The 18101-nt window shown below is 63.1% G+C and carries 17 protein-coding genes; 9 read left to right on the top strand and 8 right to left on the bottom strand.

All coding sequences use genetic code 11. The features are described from left to right. On the bottom strand, window positions 1–1924 hold a 1924-nt coding region (locus tag HCZ87_RS08550), incomplete at its 3' end, for a primosomal protein N' (protein ID WP_167643338.1). 107 nt (window positions 1925–2031) lie between these two features. Between HCZ87_RS08550 and fsa the strand changes: the two genes are divergently transcribed. From fsa to HCZ87_RS08530, 4 genes are all read left to right on the top strand, one after another. Further along, a complete protein-coding gene (gene fsa, locus HCZ87_RS08545; protein WP_167643337.1) occupies window positions 2032–2685 on the top strand; it encodes a fructose-6-phosphate aldolase in 654 nt (217 codons plus the stop codon). 189 nt (window positions 2686–2874) lie between these two features. Continuing rightward, on the top strand, window positions 2875–3588 hold the full coding sequence (locus tag HCZ87_RS08540) for a DUF484 family protein (protein WP_167643336.1): 714 nt from the start codon (window positions 2875–2877) through the stop codon (window positions 3586–3588). Next, on the top strand, window positions 3585–4520 hold the full coding sequence (locus tag HCZ87_RS08535) for a tyrosine recombinase XerC (RefSeq protein ID WP_167643335.1): 936 nt from the start codon (window positions 3585–3587) through the stop codon (window positions 4518–4520). The genes HCZ87_RS08540 and HCZ87_RS08535 overlap by 4 nt, the downstream gene beginning before the upstream one ends. A gap of 90 nt (window positions 4521–4610) precedes the next feature. Then, on the top strand, window positions 4611–6266 hold the full coding sequence (locus HCZ87_RS08530; RefSeq protein WP_167643334.1) for a glycosyltransferase family 39 protein: 1656 nt from the start codon (window positions 4611–4613) through the stop codon (window positions 6264–6266). 9 nt (window positions 6267–6275) lie between these two features. Here HCZ87_RS08530 and HCZ87_RS08525 read toward each other — a convergent pair whose 3' ends face one another. The 6 genes from HCZ87_RS08525 to lptF all read right to left on the bottom strand — a co-directional run bounded on the left by HCZ87_RS08525 (window position 6276) and on the right by lptF (window position 11741). Then, window positions 6276–6938 carry a phosphatase PAP2 family protein gene (locus tag HCZ87_RS08525; protein WP_167643333.1) on the bottom strand — a complete coding sequence of 221 codons (663 nt, stop codon included), beginning with the start codon at window positions 6936–6938 and terminating at the stop codon, window positions 6276–6278. Further along, on the bottom strand, window positions 6935–7813 hold the full coding sequence (locus HCZ87_RS08520) for a phosphatase PAP2 family protein (RefSeq protein WP_167643332.1): 879 nt from the start codon (window positions 7811–7813) through the stop codon (window positions 6935–6937). Before HCZ87_RS08520 ends, HCZ87_RS08525 begins: the two co-directional genes overlap by 4 nt. Beyond that, on the bottom strand, window positions 7810–9270 hold the full coding sequence (locus tag HCZ87_RS08515; RefSeq protein WP_167643331.1) for a glycosyltransferase family 39 protein: 1461 nt from the start codon (window positions 9268–9270) through the stop codon (window positions 7810–7812). The genes HCZ87_RS08520 and HCZ87_RS08515 overlap by 4 nt, the downstream gene beginning before the upstream one ends. Beyond that, a complete protein-coding gene (locus HCZ87_RS08510; RefSeq protein WP_167643330.1) occupies window positions 9236–9553 on the bottom strand; it encodes a lipid-A-disaccharide synthase N-terminal domain-containing protein in 318 nt (105 codons plus the stop codon). Before HCZ87_RS08510 ends, HCZ87_RS08515 begins: the two co-directional genes overlap by 35 nt. Further along, window positions 9553–10395 carry a glycosyltransferase family 2 protein gene (locus HCZ87_RS08505; protein ID WP_368484099.1) on the bottom strand — a complete coding sequence of 281 codons (843 nt, stop codon included), beginning with the start codon at window positions 10393–10395 and terminating at the stop codon, window positions 9553–9555. The genes HCZ87_RS08510 and HCZ87_RS08505 overlap by 1 nt, the downstream gene beginning before the upstream one ends. Before the next feature lie 209 nt (window positions 10396–10604). Further along, window positions 10605–11741 carry an LPS export ABC transporter permease LptF gene (gene lptF / locus HCZ87_RS08500; protein ID WP_175582192.1) on the bottom strand — a complete coding sequence of 379 codons (1137 nt, stop codon included), beginning with the start codon at window positions 11739–11741 and terminating at the stop codon, window positions 10605–10607. A 177-nt stretch (window positions 11742–11918) separates the two neighbouring features. Here lptF and HCZ87_RS08495 point away from each other — a divergent pair, with 177 nt between their 5' ends. The 4 genes from HCZ87_RS08495 to HCZ87_RS08480 all read left to right on the top strand — a co-directional run bounded on the left by HCZ87_RS08495 (window position 11919) and on the right by HCZ87_RS08480 (window position 14386). Next, entirely contained in the window at window positions 11919–12611 is a 693-nt protein-coding gene (locus HCZ87_RS08495; protein ID WP_167643328.1) for a phosphatidylcholine/phosphatidylserine synthase, read from the top strand. A 173-nt stretch (window positions 12612–12784) separates the two neighbouring features. Next, entirely contained in the window at window positions 12785–13102 is a 318-nt protein-coding gene (locus HCZ87_RS08490; protein WP_167643327.1) for a hypothetical protein, read from the top strand. Between the two features lie 211 nt (window positions 13103–13313). Continuing rightward, window positions 13314–13703, top strand: a complete 390-nt coding sequence (locus tag HCZ87_RS08485; protein WP_167643326.1) for a hypothetical protein — start codon at window positions 13314–13316, stop codon at window positions 13701–13703. Window positions 13704–13927: 224 nt separating this feature from the next. Next, the gene (locus tag HCZ87_RS08480) at window positions 13928–14386 is read left to right on the top strand and encodes a hypothetical protein (RefSeq protein WP_167643325.1); all 459 of its coding nucleotides are present in this window, start codon (window positions 13928–13930) and stop codon (window positions 14384–14386) included. A 94-nt stretch (window positions 14387–14480) separates the two neighbouring features. Here HCZ87_RS08480 and ileS read toward each other — a convergent pair whose 3' ends face one another. After that, window positions 14481–17387, bottom strand: coding sequence for an isoleucine--tRNA ligase (ileS, locus tag HCZ87_RS08475; RefSeq protein WP_167643324.1), 2907 nt, complete (start codon window positions 17385–17387; stop codon window positions 14481–14483). Window positions 17388–17683: 296 nt separating this feature from the next. On the opposite strand from ileS, the gene HCZ87_RS08470 reads away from it, so the two are divergent. Next, on the top strand, window positions 17684–18100 hold the full coding sequence (locus HCZ87_RS08470) for a group III truncated hemoglobin (protein ID WP_167643323.1): 417 nt from the start codon (window positions 17684–17686) through the stop codon (window positions 18098–18100). Window position 18101: the final 1 nt, after the last annotated feature.

The raw sequence follows: 18101 nt of genomic DNA, 5'->3' as shown, positions 1-18101 counted from the left end.
CCATCCGGCCAAAGGGCGGCACCCCGGCAGCCTGTCGCTGCTCGGCCTCGGCGCGCCAGAAGCTCTCCTCGTCGCCGAAAAGGATCGCCCGGATCCCCGGATGCTCGGGCTGAAAGCTCTGGAGCAGCGCCTCGCCCCGCCGTTCTGCCCGCCCCGCGCGGCCCGCGACCTGCCGCATCAATTGAAAGGTCCGCTCGGCCGCGCGCAGGTCGGACCCTTGCAGGCCGAGATCCGCATCAATCACCCCGACCAGCGTCAGCAAGGGAAAATTATGCCCTTTGGCAACCAGCTGGGTGCCAAGGATAATATCCGCCTCGCCCTTGGCGATATCCTCGATCCGCTGTTTCAGGGCGCGGGCAGAACCAAAAAGATCCGAACTCAGCACCGCGATGCGAGCCTCGGGAAAGAGCGCGGCAGCCTCCTCGGCCAGCCGCTCGATGCCGGGGCCGACGGGGGCCATCTTGCCCTCTACCTTGCAGGAGGGGCATTCGGTGGGCACCGGTTTGGTTTCACCGCATTGGTGGCACATCAGCCGTTTCATGAACCGGTGCTCGACCATGCGCGCATCGCAATTGTCGCAGGCCACCTGCGCCCCGCAGGCCCGGCAGATGGTCACCGGCGCAAAGCCACGACGGTTGAGGAACAGGAGCGATTGTTCGCCCCGTTCGATGCGCAGCTTCATGCCCTGCTTCAGCGTCGGCGAGATCCAGGTGGCGGGCAGCAGATCCTCGGACCGCATATCCACGGCGCGCATCTCCGGCAGCACCGCCTCGCCAAAGCGCGAGGTCAGGTCAAGCCGGGCGTATTTGCCAGCCTCTGCATTGACCCAGGTCTCCAGGCTCGGCGTGGCGGAGGCCAGCACCACCTGCGCCTGACACAGGGACGCCCGCCAGACCGCCAGATCGCGGGCATTATAGAGAACGCCCTCTTCCTGTTTATAGGAGGTGTCGTGCTCCTCATCGACGATGATCAGACCAAGATCGCGAAACGGCAAAAAGAGCGACGAGCGCGCGCCGATCACCAGCTGTGCCGCCCCCTGCCCGACCATGCGCCAGACCCGCCGCCGTTCGGTCATGGTGACACCCGAATGCCATTCCGCCGGCACCGCGCCAAAGCGCGCCTCGACCCGTTTCAGGAACTCCGCCGTAAGGGCGATTTCCGGCAGCAGTACCAGCGCCTGCCGCCCCTTGCGCAGGCAGGCGGCAACGGCCTCCAGGTAGACTTCGGTCTTGCCGGAGCCGGTGACCCCTTTCAGGAGCGTGGTGCCATAGCGATGAGACGTCACACCGGCGGCCAGCGCCTCGGCGGCTTTGCTCTGGTCTTCGGTCAGGGTCTTGCCCGGCAGCTCCGGGTTCAGCTGCGGGAAGGGCAGATCGCGCGGGGCGTCTTCCTCGCGGATCACCCCCTGTTTGATCAGCCCCTTGACCACAGAGGTGGTCACCCCCGCAAGGCCCGAAAGCTCGCTCGGGGTGAAGGCCGCGCCCTCGTATTCGTCCATCACGTCGAGCACCTTGCCGCGCGCATCGGTCATCCGGTCCGGCTCGCCCTCGCCCCGGCGCAGGATCTTGCGCATCGAGGGCGGATCCGCGAGCCCCGGTGCCCGCGTCGCCAGCCGCAGCATCAGCGACAGCGGCGTCAGCGTGTATTGCGCCGCGCGCTCCAGAAACGCCCGCATCTCGCTGCGCATCGGCGCCAGATCCAGCACCCGATAGGCCGACCGCAGCTTGGCCGCGTCAAAGCCGCCCATCCCCGGCCCCCAGACCACGGCAATCACCTTGCGCGGCCCCAGCGGCACCTCGACAAAGGCGCCGAGAAAGCAGCCGCCCTCGGGCGCGCGGTAATCAAGCATCCGATCCAGCGGCTCCGTCGTCAGCACGCCGATCCGCTCGCCTGCGGCAAAATATTCCGGGCTGTGATCGGTCATCTGATGCGGTCTGTTGCTCCCTCGCCTGCATTCGCACTTTTCGCGCCTGCTCCTATCAGGTAAAGCCTAGGCGCACCGAGGCCAAGCCATCCAGAGGACCAAAGCCCATGAAATTCTTCGTAGACACCGCCGAAATCGACGCCATCGCCGAGCTGAACGATCTCGGCATGGTCGACGGCGTCACCACCAACCCCTCGCTGATCAAGAAATCCGGCCGTGACATCATCGAGGTCACCAAGGAAATCTGTGATCTGGTCGATGGTCCCGTGTCCGCCGAGGTCACCGCCGTGGACGCCGAGACCATGATTGCCGAAGGCCGCAAACTGTTGGAGATCGCGGACAACATCGCCGTCAAGGTTCCGCTGACCTGGGACGGGCTGAAGGCCTGCAAGACGCTGACCGACGATGGTCACAAGGTCAATGTGACGCTCTGCTTCTCCGCCAATCAGGCGCTGCTGGCCGCCAAGGCGGGCGCGAGTTTCATTTCGCCCTTCGTTGGCCGCCTCGACGATATTAACCTCGACGGTATGGAGCTGATTGAGGACATCCGCACCGTCTATGACAACTACGGGTTTGAAACCGAGATCCTCGCGGCCTCCATTCGCTCGGTCAATCATATCCTCGATTGCGCCCGCATTGGCGCCGATGTGATCACCGCACCGCCCGCCGTGATCAAGGCGATGGTGAACCACCCGCTGACCGACAAGGGGCTCGATGCTTTCCTTGCCGACATCAAGGCGGCCGATATCAAGATCCTGTAACCCCCACGCGCGGGTGACTGAGATTGCAATGGCGCCTCCCCGCGGGGCGCCATTTTTTGTTGCCGGTCAGCACCTTACCGCAGCGCGCCGGATTTCCGGCTGACCCGACGGGAATTTTCCGATTTTTCGCGCGCAACGGCGAAATGGCCGTGTTATAGTGAATAAAACCCGGTCAGAGGTTCAAAAGACATGAGCAGCACAAACGCCGGGCTGGACGACAGCCTGCGCCAAAAAATCATCGACGCGCCCGCCATGGTGCTGGACGACCCAAATGTGATGCGCGCGCTGGTCGCGGCCAATGAACGCGCCATGGGGGCCAATATCGTCGATCTGCGCGGCGTCGCGATGGAGCGGCTGGAGGCCCGGCTGGACCGGCTGGAAGACACCCATCGCCTGGTCATCGCCGCCGCCTATGAAAACCTTGCCGGCACCAATCAGATCCACCGCGCCGTGCTGCGTCTCCTGGATCCCGAGAGTTTTGCCGAGTTCATGCAGGTGCTGCGCGGCGATCTGCGCGACATCCTGCGCGTCGATGCGCTGGCGCTGATTCTGGAGACCACGCAGGAGGAGGCCGGTGCCGCCGTCGAACGCGTCGGCGATGTGCTGAAATTCACCGAGGCCGGTTTTGTCAGCTCCTATATTGCGCAGGGGCGCACCTATTCCAGCGATCGCCCGGTGCTGCTGCGCCAGATCTCGGCTGGCCCTGCCCGGATCTATGGCGACCTGGGTGCGCGACTGCGCTCCGAGGCCTGTTTGCGGCTGGATCTGGGCGCGGGTCGCCTGCCCGGTCTTCTGGTCTTTGGCTCCGAGGATTCGCAGCAGTTCACCCCGCAGCATGCCACCGATCTTCTCGCCTTTTTTGCCGGTGTTTTTGAGCGCAGCATGCGCCGCTGGTTGTCGTGAACGCGCAGGATCCAACCCTGGTCTCTCCCGCGGCGCGGGATGCCTTGCAAACCTGGCTGGAGGGCCTGCGCGCGCTGGAGGGTGCGGCGGAAAATACCCTTACCGCCTATCGCGGCGATGTGACCGAGTTCCTCTGTTTCATGAGCCTGCATTTTGGCGGCCCGCAGGGGCTGGGGGCGCTGCGCCAGATCACCACCGGCGACATGCGCGCCTGGATGGCCTCGGCGCGGGCCAGCGGCACCGGCGCGCGCTCGCTTGCCCGCAAGCTCTCGGCCATCAAGAAATTCTACGGCTGGCTGGCACGGGGCGAGGGGTTTGACCCCACCGCCGTGCTCTCCACCCGCACGCCAAAGTTCCAAAAGAAACTGCCCCGCCCGCTGGACAAGGACGCGGCGCGGGCGATGATCGACACGGTGGAATTGCAATCCCGCCACGATTGGGTGGCGGCGCGCGACGTCGCCGTGGTGACGCTGCTTTACGGCTGCGGGCTGCGCATCTCCGAGGCGCTTGGCCTCTTGGGCCGTGATGCCCCCCTGCCCGCAACGCTCAGGATCACCGGCAAGGGCGGCAAAGAGCGCATCGTGCCCGTGCTTGCCGCCGCCCGCGAGGCGGTGGACCGTTATCTGACGCTCTGCCCGCATCCGCAGGAGCCCGCCAGCCCGCTGTTTCGCGGTGTGCGCGGCGGTGCGCTGCATGCCCGCATGATCCAGGGCGTGGTGGCGGATGCGCGGCGCCAGCTCGGTCTGCCCGCGAGCGCCACCCCCCATGCGATGCGACACAGTTTTGCCACCCATCTTCTGGAGGCGGGCGGCGATCTGCGCGCCATTCAGGAGCTTCTGGGCCATGCGTCGCTGTCGACCACCCAGGCCTATACGGCGGTGAATACCGCGCATTTGATGGAGATCTACGCCCGCGCGCATCCAAAGGCTTGAGCCACCGCGCCCACGGCGTTACCCATTTCAGACACAGGCTGTTTTGACCGCGCAGCGCAGATCCCGCGCCCGTCGAGAGGACCCCACGGCATGCAACATCTGGACTCCGCCTTGCAGCGCTTTGCCATGCGCGGCAGATATTTGCCGCAGCTGGCGCTGGTGCTCTTCACCGCCCTGATGGTGCTGCCCGGTTTTTTTGACCTGCCGCCGATCGACCGGGACGAAACCCGTTTTTCCCAGGCCTCGCGCCAGATGGTCGAGAGCGGCGATTTGATTGACATCCGTCTGGGCGACGGCACCCGCTACAAGAAACCGGTGGGGATCTATTGGCTCCAGAGCGCATCTGTCTCACTGCTCGGCGCGGAGGCGCATTTGAACGATGTCTGGGCCTATCGCCTGCCCTCGGCGCTGGCGGCGGCGGTGTCGGTGGTGCTGACCTATCTGATTGCGCTCCGATTGATGGGGGCGCAGGCCGCCTTCCTCGCGGGGGCGCTTCTGGCCAGCAGCTTTGTCTTTGGCGCCGAGGCGCGGCTGGCCAAGACCGACTCGACCCTCCTCGCGACAATTCTCGCCTGCCAATGGGTGCTGGTGCGGCTCTGGGTTGGCGAACACATCTCGCGCCCGGTCGCATTGCTGTTCTGGGTCGCGCTTGCGGCGTCGATCCTGATCAAAGGCCCGCTTGGGCCGGTGGTTGTGGGCAGCACGCTGGTTTTGTTGATCCTTCATCGGCGCGCAATTCGCTGGCTGGCGCCGCTGCAACCCAAGCTGGGCCTGCCGCTCTTGTTGCTCTTAGTGCTGCCCTGGTTCATCGTCATCACCATCCGCTCTGACGGGGCGTTCTGGACGGAATCGCTGGGCAAGGACCTGCTGGCCAAGGTCGGCGCGGGCCAGGAAAGCCATGGCGCGCCGCCCGGCACCTATCTGCTTGCCATGTGGGTCACCTTCTGGCCGGCGGCGATCTTTCTGCCCTTTGCCGGGGCCTATGTCATCCGCAACCTGCGCCGCCCGGAGGTGGTGTTTTGCCTGGCCTGGATCCTGCCGACCTGGCTGATGTTCGAACTGGCCGCAACAAAACTGGTGCATTACGTGCTGCCCACCTATCCCGCGCTGGCGATGCTGGCTGCCGCCGGGTGGCTGGCGCGAAAGGAAGCCACCACGCAACGGTTGATCTTCCGGGTGTTCCTGGTGGGGATGCTAATGCTGGCCTTGCTGTTCCCCGCCGCCTCCGGCTGGTTCAGCTACGATCTCGGCGCGGGGCTTAGCCTTTGGTGGGGGCTTGGGCTGCTGCTCGGCCTTGGTGGTGTGGTGCTGTTCTGGCGCATGATGTCAGCCCCGCTGCACCTGCTGCCCATCGGGGCGCTGGCGTTGCTGAGCCTTGGCATGAGCGTCTCGCTCTATGCACATCTGGCGCGGGTGCCGCAACTCTGGCCCTCGGTGGCGCTGACGCAATATGCGCAGGCGGCCGATCTCTGCTCCGATCCGCTGCTGATCTCGACCGGCTATCACGAAGAATCGCTGATGTTGCTGAATGCCGCGCCGGTGCGCTTTGAAGCCGATCCGCTCATTGCGGCGCAGACGCTTGGCCAGGCGCCCTGCGGCATGGCCTTTGTCGATGCGGGGATCGCCCCGACATTCTTGCAGGCCGCGCAAGAGACGGGCCTCGCCTTGACGCAGATCGGCGAGGTCACGGGATTTGCGATTGGTGGCGCGGATGAGGTGGATTTGACGGTCTATCAGACGCAGTAGCGCCTCGGCCTAGCGCCGGACCCGACGCAGCCAGTGCCAGATGCGCCGGCGTGCAATCGCCATCTCGGAGCGGAGCACCGCAGCGCCGCGCCCGGCGCCGGACCAAAGCCGCGCCATCGCGCGATCAAATGCGGCCAGTGTCGCGGCCTGTAGGATCCATCCCAAAACCGCGCCCGCAAGCACCTGCCATATGGTATGGGCCCCCGCCTCTACTCGGCTGGTGCCGACATAGCCCGCCGCGATCACCGTTGCCGCCTGCGCGCTCTTGTTGCCCGCCAGACAGCCCTGAATCAAGGCGGTGGCGCCAAAGGCGGCGGCGGTGGTATGGCCGGAGGGAAACCCCTTGCCGCTGCCATTGGGGCGCTGGTTGATCTCGGCGTCACCCAACGCGGTCTTGGAGCCGTGAATCGCCAGTTCCATCAACAGGAAACGGCCAAAATACTGCACCCCGCGCCCCTCGGCCACGGCACAGCCAAGGCCGGTCAGCGGCAGGGCGATCTGGATATTGTCGCCGATGGTTTCGGCGGTACGTTGCGACAGCAAGATACTGACCAGAAAAACGGACAACATCACAAAGAGGCCGAACTGGCGCATCACATGGCGCAGAAGCCTCCACACTGGGCCGGGCCGGGACACGACCCCACCAGCTACTGGGGATTTTACATCGCTCATTGCGGGCCTCCGGGTCGGGATTGCGGCTCGTCACCCTTGGGTTGGCTACCCCGCATCCGCCCCATGGCCAGCCCGGACAGGCGGCGCAGGCGCCGGTTTGTGGCACGCAGCTGCTGCGACGTGCGCAGCAGAACGCCTCTGACATCCAGCCAGAACACCCGCGCATCACGCGTCAAGGCCGCGCAGGTCACCCGGGGCAGGATCGCGCGAATGCGGAACAGACGCCCGAGCCAGACGCTCAGCGTGAGCATCAAAATCATCGCCCAGATGACATCCGACAAGAAGTGACGCCCCATGAACACCCGCAGGCTGGCGCCCAGCAGCGCAAACCCCACCATGGCGCAGACCAGCAACCGGCGGCGCTGCGGCGGAACCACGTTCCACAGGATCAGCCCGGCAATAATTGCCCCAACGGTGGCAGCGGAGGCCTCGCCCGACACAAAGGAGCAGTTGGAGACACATTGATCCGCATATTGCAGCGCCGGAGTGAAATGCGCGTCACCACCGAACACGTCGATATGGGCCGGGCGGGCGCGCCCCCAGTGGGATTTGAGCAGCGCATTGACCAGCAGCCCCGGCCCCAAGACAACCAGCGTCACGCAATAGCCCCAGAACCGGCCCGGAATTTCCAGCGGGTGACGGGTGTAGAGGGCCTGCACCCCGAAGAGGAGCGCAATCAGCGCGACCAGATCAAACAGGTTCCAGATCACCTGACGCAGAAACTGCAACCCGGCGCTGCCCTCCAGATAGAAGCCGCCAAGCGCCGGATCAAAAAACTGCCCAGAGGTCCAGAGATCAAGGCCAGGGACCATGGCGAATATCATCGCCGCCCCGAGCCAGACCCAGAACAGCGGCCTCAGGAAGGAGGATCTCACGGGCGCCCCTCCCAGCAGGAGGCGGGCGCGCGATAGGCGCCGAGGCCGCGCCCGGCATAGGCCCCAGGGGCGGTATCCAACGCCCCCAGAAGCTGCGCATCGGCACAGGGAGCCCCCTGCCCCAGGTACAAGAGCTCCGCCGGGGCGCCTTCGGCAGGCAGGGCAAATTGTTCGGCGTAGTAATGCGGCTGTGCGCCCCTATGTGGCACCGCATAGAGCGCCAGACCCAGATCCCGCCCGTAGTAAAAGACATCCGCCAGCACATGGCGATTGTCGGAAATGATCGCCTCCAGCCCCTCGGCGCGGGCAATCGCCGCCGCCGATTGCACCATCTCGGCGCGTCCCGTGTAGCGCTTGAGCAGCAATTGATCCCCGCGCATCCAATGGGTCACCTGCGCCGCACCAAGCGCAATGGCGAGGCTCAGGCAGAGGTTGACCCCAATTGCCGCCCACAACAGCCGCCGCGCGCGCAGAAGCAGGAAGGGCACCACCAGAAGCACAGCCGCCGGATAGGTCATCGCCGCCCAATTGGCATAAGCCTTGGACAAAAGCGCCTGCACGCAGACCAGGAGCAAGACCGGCAGCGACATGCACAAGAGCCAGCGCGCGGCGGCCGGACCAAAGCGCAGGCCGTGATAGGCCGCCCAGAGGAAGCCGCCAAACAGCAGCGGTCCCATTACCATCGCCTGTGACGCCAGGAATTCGGCCAGCTTGCCGAAATTCAGCGCCGGGCCATGATCCTGACGCACCCAATCGACGTTATCCGCCGTATGGCTGAGCGTGGCGAAATCATGGGCCATGTTCCAGATCACATTGGGCGCGATCACCGCCATAGAGACCACCAGCGCGACGGCGCCATTGCGCCAGGGCAGCCTCGTGTGCGGCAGGGCCACCAGCGCCAGACCCGCCCCGATCAGGAAATAGGCCGCCGCATATTTCGCCATCATGCCCAGCCCGAGGCACAGCCCCATTAGCGCGGCATCGCGCAGGCGGGGCACCTCCATCTGGCGCAGCCACAGCAGGAGCGCCGCACACCAGAACGGCAGCAGGATGGTATCGGTGGAGATCAGTACTGAGCCAACCGCGATCATCGGCAGGCTGAGATAAGTCAGCGCCACCGTTAGACCAACCTCGGCCCGCCACATGCGCCGCGCCACCGCCATCAAGAGCAGCGCAGCGGCGGCATGAAACAGCGGCGCTGCCGCCCGCACCCAAAAGGCGCTGTCACTGCCAGCCAGATCAGTGACCGCACGGATCACCCAGCCGATCAGCGGCGGCTTGGAGTAGTAGCCAAAATCAAAATTCTGCCCCCAGAGCCAATATTGCGACTCGTCAAAGAACAGATCCGCATCGCTTGCCCACAGCACCAGCAATCGCAGCGCCGCAATGGCCGCGATCAGCAGATAGCCGATGTGAACGGGGTCAAACCTCCTGAGAGGATGCGCGCTTTTCAGCATAAATCAGCCAGAGGTTACGCGCGTAGATGAAAACACCCAGCGACTGTCCAAGAATAAAGACGGGGTCCTGCCGGTGCAGCGCATAGGCAAAGAGGGTCAGTCCGCCGCCGATGGAGAACCACCAGAAGACCTCGGGAATGACCGAGCGGCCCTCTTTTTCGGAAGCCCACCATTGCAGGATGAAGCGCATGGAGAAGGTCAATTGCGCCGCAAGGCCAACGATCACCCAGATCAGCTCTCCGGTGCTATCAACCTTGAAAAATTCGCGAACAGCCTCAAGCATCAGAGCACGGCCTCCCCATCATGTTGCCCCGTCGCCCCGGCGGCGGCAGGCGTTTGAGCGCCGTCAGGCAGCAGATCCGCCGCGCGCACCTCTTGCGGGCTGGCGGTTTTGGCGCGGCGGATCAACCAGGCAACCCCCATCAGATCCGATACGCCGACCATGGCACGCTGGAAATTGGTGTATTTCGACGCGCCACCGCTGCGGGCGCGATGCGCCACGTCCACATGCGCCACATCCCAGCCCTGGCGGCCGAACAGCGCCGGCAGGTAGCGATGCATATGGTTGAAGAACGGCAATTGCAGATAGGCGTCCCGGCGAAATGCCTTGAGGCCGCAACCAGTGTCGCGGGTGTCATCATTGAGCACATAGGCCCGCAGCTTGTTCGCCCAGCGCGACGCCATCCGTTTTGAAAACGTGTCCTGGCGTTTTTGACGCTGCCCTGCCACCAGGCCGAGCCGTTCCGGCGCGTCCGGCGCAAGCAGCGGCGCGCAGAGCTTGGGCAATTCCGCAGGCGGGTTTTGCAGATCGCCATCCAGCGTGCAGACCACACGGCCGCGCGCGGCCAGAACACCGCTATGCACTGCCGCCGATTGACCACCGGCGGTTTTATGCTGCACCAGCCGCAACCAGGGGCGGGTCGTCATATGTTGTGCAATCAGCCTGGCGGTGTCATCGCGCGAGCCGTCATCGACCAGGATGACTTCGCTTGCGGGCATCTGTGCGCGTGCGACTTCCAATTCCGACACCATCGCCGCGACATTGTCGGCCTCGTTGTGCATCGGGCTAATGATCGAGACAACGGGTGTCTGCTCCGGTTCTGCTGACGTTGTTGTCGCCGACACGATGACCATGCTCCTTAGTTTCTTCTGCGGGGAGTGACTCTCCGCGATCAGGTGGCAGGGGCCCCGTGGCCCCGTCCCATTGGCCGGATCCTGTTTCGCTCCGGTCTTTCGCTCCGGCTCTACGATATTTGTAGAGCATTGTTGAGCCTTTTATATCCGTTCTGGGCGATATTCCGCGCTTCTCGTCCTGCGGCGGCGCCGAGCGCAGCCTAGGACTGGTCTTTGGCGCGGCGCAGCCAGCCGCCAATCCGTATCGGACGGCCAGCAATCGCCAGGAAAACCAGCGCCAGCAGACAGCCCACCAGCATCGGCACATGATAGACCCACCAGAGCTGCGGGTTCTGCTGAACCAGGCCCGACACCCCGCCCCGCGCGGCCTCCACCAGGATGAGGATCACGAAGGCGATGCCGATCTGCGTCCACAGGCCAAAGCGGGAATGAACCCCCGTCATCAGCGCGCTGTATCCCACCAAGGCCACCGCGATGCAGACCCCGATCCAGGAGAGCCGCTCGTTGAGTTCCTCCACCAGGTCCCCCTTGCCATAGCGCCCCTCAGCGATCAGATCATCCTGATCCGAAATCAGCCGCCGGGTCGAAAGCGCCCGGATATTGCTCTGCTCCGGGGCGGTCAGACCGCCATAGCGCGAGATATCAACGGTCAGATCGTCAAACCAGGTCGCCGACAGATGTTCCGTCGTGGGGTCGAACTGGAGCGCCATGCCATCCACCAGCACCGAATAAACCGCGCCATTTTCCTGCACCAGATAGGCCTGCGAGGCGGTATAGGTCAGGCTATCCCCGGTTTTTCGCTGATCCGAGATATAGACATCCCGCAGCGTGCCATTCGGGTCAATCTGGCCGAAATAGACCACCACGCCGTCCATCGGATGCAGGAATGTCCCCTCCTTCAACAGCTTTGCCGCGAGATCCTGTTCCAGCTCCGCCTCGCGGGCCTCAAAGACCTCCAGCGAGGCCGGGCGCAGCACCAGGGTCAGGGTTCCAACCATCACCGCCGCCAGCGCGGCGAACCACAGCACCGGCCGTGCCAAGCGGAACGGGCTGCTGCCAATGGCCTGCATGACGACCAGCTCGCTCTCCCGCCGCAGCCGGTTGGTGACATAGACCACAGCGGCAAAAATGGCGATCGGCATCACCGTGCGCAGCAGCGTCGGCAATGTCAGCGCCGTCAGCTCAAAGAAGACCCAAGGCGAATGACCGCCGCCAAGCAGGGTCGAGAACAGCCCGATCGAGCGGGAGATCCAGAACACCCCGGCCAGAATCAGCGTGAAGAAGCTCCACATGGTGATCAACTGGCGCAGCACATATCCATCGTATCGGGAAATCATGAGCTCGGCGGGGTCCCTGCATTTGCCCGCCACGGAAGACGGCGGGGGCGTGTGTTTACGTCAGCTAATAGCAGATCGCGCATAAACTAGTAGATCCACGCGCAAACTTTGGCAAATGGCACCTGTTCCGCTGGCTTACGGGTTGCAGCCCCGTTGGAAATTCGCCATCACGTGCAGATGACATTTGAACTTCGCGCCCTCTCCGTACACCTCTTGACTGCAACCGGTGCCGTCTTCGCCATGCTGGCGATGCTGGCCGCCGCAGATGCCAAATGGGACTTGATGTACCTATGGCTTGTTGTGGCCTTTGCCGTTGACGGGGTCGATGGGCCGCTGGCGCGCCACTATGATGTCAAACGCAATGCGCCGCAATTTGACGGGGTGTTGCTCGATCTGATCATCGACTACCTGACCTATGTCTTTATTCCCGCCTTTGCCTTGTTCAAGTCGGACCTGATGTCGGGCTGGACCGGCTGGGCGGCGATCATCGTCATCACCTTTACCAGCGCCATGTATTTTGCCGACACTCGCATGAAAACAAAGGATAATTCCTTCTCTGGCTTTCCCGGATGCTGGAATATGCTGGTTCTGGTCATCTTTGCGCTGGAACCCAGCCACTGGGTCAGCCTGACGCTGGTGGCGCTGCTGTCGGCTACCATGTTCATGCCGCTGAAGTTCATCCATCCCGTGCGCACCCAACGCTGGCGCAATGTGTCCTTGCCGATCGCGCTTGTGTGGACCGCCCTCGCGGGCTGGACCGCCTGGGTGGATTTTGACACCGGTCAAGGGGTGAACATGGCGCTGATGCTGACCTCGGTCTATTTGCTGCTGGTTGGCATTGCGCAGCAGATCGTGCCGTCGCGGTCCTGAGCGGCCCCAGCCCTGAAAAATTTGCCGCTGCGGTCACGAAAGGTGAGTTTTTTATTCCCGTTTAGCGATATTCCATCTGAATAGCTGCAGTTTTAAATAAAACGTTAGGCAAAACTCCCGAAACTACAAAGGCACGCAACATTTAGCAGTCGCCTTGTTGAGGAGTAGGTCAGATGGCAACGTTACAGGAAGAGCAGACCCCGGTCGTATCTCTGCCTGCATTGGCAGAACGGTACAAAGCGGCCAGCCTATCGGCGTCTCGGCAACAGCTGGCCGACGCGATGGCGCAGCTGCAAAAAACCGCCGCCGCCGCCGTTTTTCCACGCGCTGCGTCCGCTGACGACAGCCCGACCGAGGCTCCCTTGCCGCCCAAGCGCAAACAGATGGCCTATGGCAGCGTTGAACTTGCCATGATGTCCAAACACAGCATGCATCGCACCTCGGAGCGAGAAGCAAGCCGTCTCTATGCCGGGGCAAAGACCATCATCTGACCCGGCACCATGCCCCTGTCGGATGCAGCAAGAGGCCCGCGAACGAAAGCGCGCCCTTCGCCCCCAGCGTCCCGACCCCGCTCGCCCTTGGCCCCTTCGAAGGGATAGGAACGCCATACCTATTTGACCGGCCGCATCAAATGGCACCGGTGAACTGTCGCGCGAGTTGTGTAAAATTCTAGACAATCGAATTTGCGCGGGAGAGTGGAAAATGAATGGCATGGGCACCAGCCTTGGCGTCTACCGGATGCTGAACGGACAGTTCTCCGGTCAGGACGACGCGAAGGCTGCGATCAAGACCACGCAGGAAACCCTGCGCGCCGCCAGCACCGGCAGCAGCCAGGGCATGGCCTTTTCCATCCAACGCGAACAATCCCTGCGCCCGAACGCGCCCAGCGATGCCGCGCAAGACCCCGTTGCGCAGGCTCAGGATCGCATTGCTTCGGGAGACATTACCCAGCTCAACGCCAACAGCATGGACATGGCGAATTACATCCGGGGCGTTATGGAAGGTACGGTCGAGGGCCCGATGCCGATGAGCGCGCTTGTCGCCCAGCAGAACTATCAAACTGCGATGAAGGTCGCCTCTCTCCCAGCCTAGGAACAGGCCCCATTAATCCTGCAATAAAACTGTGACAGCCAATCGACTGCAATTTTAGTAAAATCCCTAACCCCTACCCCCACGCGCAGAAATCGCCAATGCGCTTTGCCCGCGATAAGAAAGTGAAAATTTTAACGACCGCCAGCACGTATCTTTAATCTCTGATACACTGTTTCAATACCCCCAGAGCCACCTGGCTCTACATTGATGTAGGAGGGACTGTTATGCTACCTGCGATGCGCCCCTACTCCGGCGTGCCAGCAGCGGCGTCGAACATCGCCGTTCTGAGCCAAACAGAAACGGTTTCCGTATCCCGTGGCGCGGGCGATTCCGCTGGCGCGGAGTTCGCCAACAGCCGCCTTGCGAATTTCCTCAGCGACGATCCTGCCCCAAGGGATCGGGACCTTGACACGCTGATGAGCGGCAACCCGGGCGACAAATACAACGAGGGCCCGCGCGCGCCGGCCAATGACAACAGCTCTCGCGCCGAGCTCGCACCGCCCCCGCCGCCTGAAACAATGGACCCGATCAGCCGTGCCTCGATGGAGAATGTGCTGACCAGCCAGATGAAACAGGCAGACGCGCTGGCCGATGATCAGATCTTTCGCGGCTCAAGCCCGGGAAGCTATGCTCAGGAAATGTACACCAACACCCGCGATGTGCTGACACGGATCGCGGCCTGAGCGAGGTCCGCATAGATCTTTGCAGAGCAAGGCAACATGAAAACGCCCGGCAGAACCTGCCGGGCGTTTTGCATTTTCAGCTCTCGTTCAGCCCTCAATCCGCCAGGGCACTATCGCAACGTGCGCAGGTGCCAGCATGGGCGTGGCTGCCCACGTCGGGCAGGATCTTCCAGCAGCGCTGGCATTTTTCGCCCTCGGCCTTCTCGAACACCACCGAAATGCCTTCGACCTCCGGCAGGCGATAGGCCTCGGCAGGGCTGGGATCACCGGTCAACTGCACGTCCGAGGTGATGCAGATATCGGCGAAATTCACCGATTGCAGCGCCGCCAGCACCTCGGCTTCGCGCACATGCACCACCGGCGCGGCCTCCAGCGAGGCACCGATGACCTTGTCGGTACGCTGCACCTCCAGCGCCGCCGTCACCACCCGGCGCGCCTGACGCACCTTGGCCCATTTCGCGGCCAGCGGCTCATTCAGCCAATCGCGCGGCGTGTCCGGGATATCCACCAGATGCACCGAGCTCTCCTCGCCCGGGAAGCGCTCCAGCCAGACCTCTTCCATGGTGAAGACCAGGACCGGCGCCAGCCATGTGGTCAGGCGATGGAACAGGATGTCCAGCACGGTGCGCGCGGCGCGGGCGTTCAGCGTGTCGCCATCGCAATAGAGCGTATCCTTGCGGATGTCGAAATAGAAGGCCGACAGATCCACCGTGGCGAAGTTAAAGATCGCTTGCCAGACCTCGTTGAAGTCAAAGGATTTATATCCTTCGCGCACAATGTGATCGAGCTCTGCCAGACGATGCAGCACCCATTGTTCCAACTCTGGCATATCGGCGGGGGCGACGCGCTGATCCTCGGTGAAATCGCCAAGGCTGCCCAGCATAAAGCGCATGGTGTTGCGCAGGCGGCGATAGCTGTCGGCGGTGCCTTTCAGGATCTCCGGGCCGATGCGCTGGTCGGCGGTGTAATCCACCTGAGCAACCCAAAGCCGCAGGATATCGGCGCCATATTGCTTCACGACCTCTTCGGGCACGATGGTATTGCCGAGCGATTTGGACATCTTCATGCCCTTCTCGTCCAGCGTAAAGCCATGGGTCACCACGTTGCGATAGGGCGCGCGCCCCTTGGTGCCGCAGGCTTGCAGCAGGGAGGAATGGAACCAGCCACGGTGCTGGTCGGTGCCTTCCATATAGACATCGGCAATGCCGTCCTCGGTACCGTCCTCGCGGTCGCGCAACACAAAGGCATGGGTGGAGCCGGAATCAAACCACACGTCGAGCACGTCAAAGACCTGATCGTAATCGTCGGGGTTTGCGATGCCCTCCAGCACGGTCTCCTTGAAACCGTCCTCGTACCAGACATCGGCGCCTTTTTCGTCAAAGGCGGCCACGATGCGCGCATTCAGTTCGGCATTTTTCAAGAGGTAGTCGGCGTCGGTCGGCAGCGCGCCCTTCTTGGTGAAACAGGTCAGCGGCACGCCCCAGGCGCGTTGACGCGACAGCACCCAGTCGGGGCGGCTCTCGATCATCGAATAAAGCCGGTTCCGACCCGTCTGCGGCGTCCATTTGACCAGCTCGTCGATCGAGCGCAGCGCACGTTCCCGGATGCTGTCGCCATAAGTGCCCATGCCGTCATCCAGCTTGCGGTCCACGCCAGCAAACCATTGCGGCGTGTTGCGATAGATGATCGGCGCCTTGGAGCGCCAGGAATGCGGATAGCTGTGCTTGATCTTGCCACGCGCCATCAGGCCGCCAACCTCGACCAGCTTGTCGATGATCGCCTTGTTGGCGTCGCCCTCGCCGCCCTTGCGATTGAGGATATATTTGCCGCCAAAGAACGGCAGATCGGCGCGGAAGCCGCCATCGTCCATCACGTTATAGGTGATGACCTGCTCCAGCATGCCAAGATCGCGATAAAGCTCGAATTCCTCCATCCCGTGGCTCGGCGCGCAATGCACAAAGCCGGTGCCCTCGGTGTCGGTCACAAAAGGCGCGGCGCGGAAGTCGCCGTTGGCGCCCTCGGCCCCGGCGAGCGGGTGCGTCAGGCCAACGCCCGCCAGATCAGCGGTCGGGACATCTGCAACGCGGGTGTATTGATCCTCGGAAAGGCGTGCGCGTTTGAACACATCAGCCGCCAGGTTATCTGCCAGCACATATTTGTCACCGACATTGACCCAGCATTCATCCGGCGTGCCGGTCACCTCATAGAGGCCATAGGCAATGTCTTCGCCGTAGACCACGGCCTTGTTCGACGGCATGGTCCAGGGGGTGGTGGTCCAGATCACCACATAGGCACCGGCCAATTTGTGATCTGCTGTCTCGGCGACCTTGAACTTCACCCAGACGGTAAAGCTTTCCTTGTCGTGGTATTCCACCTCGGCCTCAGCCAGGGCGGTTTTTTCCACCGGCGACCACATCACGGGCTTGGAGCCCTGATAAAGCGTGCCGTTCATCAGGAACTTCATGAACTCATCCGCGATCACCGCCTCGGCGTGGTAGTTCATGGTCAGATAGGGATCGGCCCAGTTGCCGGTGATGCCGAGGCGTTTGAACTCCTCGCGCTGGATGTTCACCCATTCATCGGCAAAGGCGCGGCATTCCTGGCGGAACTCCACCACCGGAACGGCGTCCTTGTTCTTGCCCTTCTTGCGGTATTGCTCTTCGATCTTCCACTCGATCGGCAGACCGTGGCAGTCCCAGCCCGGCACGTAACGTGCGTCAAAACCCATCATCTGATGGCTGCGCACGATCATGTCCTTGATGGTCTTGTTCAGCGCGTGGCCGATGTGCAGATGCCCGTTGGCATAGGGCGGGCCGTCGTGCAGCGTAAAAGGCGTGCGGCCCTGTTTTTCGCGCAGGCGGTCATAGACGCCGATCTTCTCCCAGCGTTCCAGCCAGGCGGGCTCGCGCTTGGGCAGGCCGGCGCGCATGGGGAAATCGGTCTTGGGCAGGTTCAGCGTGTCTTTGTAGTCGGGCGTGACTTCGGTCTTTTCGGCGCACATGTCGGTGGCGTCCTTTTGCATCATCGGGTCGATTTGGGGATATTCGGTTCGGTGCGATCACTCAAGCACCTTTGCCCGGCGTCTCGATCTATCAGAGCGCCGGGATGCTAATTCGAATAATGATGGCCACGCGTGGTGTCGCTGTTGGGGTCATGGGGCTGCTTATAGGCGCTTGGTTTGCGAGGGTAAAGTGGGCTGTCCATCGGGCGGGAAATCTTGTCGCAGATCACACCCCGCCCCTTTTCGTTTTGGCGTCGCGGGCGTAGGGAGGAGCGCAGGCACAGGCGGAGAGCAACGTGGAACAGAATACGCCCCCTCTGGCGCGGTTTGACATCTCCGCGCAGGAGATCAACCAGGTGGTCACCGATTTTTACGCCGAGGTGCGCAGCCACCCCGTGCTGGGCCCCATCTTTGCCGCGCATGTCACCGACTGGCCCGCCCATGAGGAAAAAATCGCCGGCTTCTGGCGCAATGCCATCCTGCGAGAGCGCAGCTATTCCGGCAACCCGATGCGCCTGCATGTCAGCACGCCGGAGATCGAGCCAGAGCATTTCGCGCAATGGCTGGCGCTGTTTCACGCGGTGCTGGCGCGCAGGGTCAGCCCACAGCAGGCGCGGGCCTGGGGCGCGCTGGCGGATCGCATCGGCGAGGGGTTTCGCGCCGGGGTGGTCTCCATGCGCCAACCCAAGGATGCGCCGCCCCGGCTGTTCTAAA

Source organism: Phaeobacter sp. HF9A (assembly GCF_011806385.1).
In the GTDB taxonomy this organism is placed as follows: Bacteria; Pseudomonadota; Alphaproteobacteria; order Rhodobacterales; family Rhodobacteraceae; genus Epibacterium.
The sequence above is the reverse complement of the archived record's forward strand: the minus strand, read 5'-3'. Positions and strand labels throughout refer to the sequence as shown.

Bases quoted from the DNA above. Each gene is read 5' to 3' on its own strand.
- fsa (WP_167643337.1), top strand. From the start codon at position 2,032: ATGAAATTCTTCGTAGACACCGCCGAAATCGACGCCATCGCCGAGCTG.
- HCZ87_RS08540 (WP_167643336.1), top strand. From the start codon at position 2,875: ATGAGCAGCACAAACGCCGGGCTGGACGACAGCCTGCGCCAAAAAATC.
- HCZ87_RS08530 (WP_167643334.1), top strand. From the start codon at position 4,611: ATGCAACATCTGGACTCCGCCTTGCAGCGCTTTGCCATGCGCGGCAGA.
- HCZ87_RS08525 (WP_167643333.1), bottom strand. From the start codon at position 6,938: ATGAGCGATGTAAAATCCCCAGTAGCTGGTGGGGTCGTGTCCCGGCCC.
- HCZ87_RS08515 (WP_167643331.1), bottom strand. From the start codon at position 9,270: ATGCTGAAAAGCGCGCATCCTCTCAGGAGGTTTGACCCCGTTCACATC.
- HCZ87_RS08510 (WP_167643330.1), bottom strand. From the start codon at position 9,553: ATGCTTGAGGCTGTTCGCGAATTTTTCAAGGTTGATAGCACCGGAGAG.
- lptF (WP_175582192.1), bottom strand. From the start codon at position 11,741: ATGATTTCCCGATACGATGGATATGTGCTGCGCCAGTTGATCACCATG.
- HCZ87_RS08495 (WP_167643328.1), top strand. From the start codon at position 11,919: ATGACATTTGAACTTCGCGCCCTCTCCGTACACCTCTTGACTGCAACC.
- HCZ87_RS08490 (WP_167643327.1), top strand. From the start codon at position 12,785: ATGGCAACGTTACAGGAAGAGCAGACCCCGGTCGTATCTCTGCCTGCA.
- HCZ87_RS08485 (WP_167643326.1), top strand. From the start codon at position 13,314: ATGAATGGCATGGGCACCAGCCTTGGCGTCTACCGGATGCTGAACGGA.
- HCZ87_RS08480 (WP_167643325.1), top strand. From the start codon at position 13,928: ATGCTACCTGCGATGCGCCCCTACTCCGGCGTGCCAGCAGCGGCGTCG.
- ileS (WP_167643324.1), bottom strand. From the start codon at position 17,387: ATGTGCGCCGAAAAGACCGAAGTCACGCCCGACTACAAAGACACGCTG.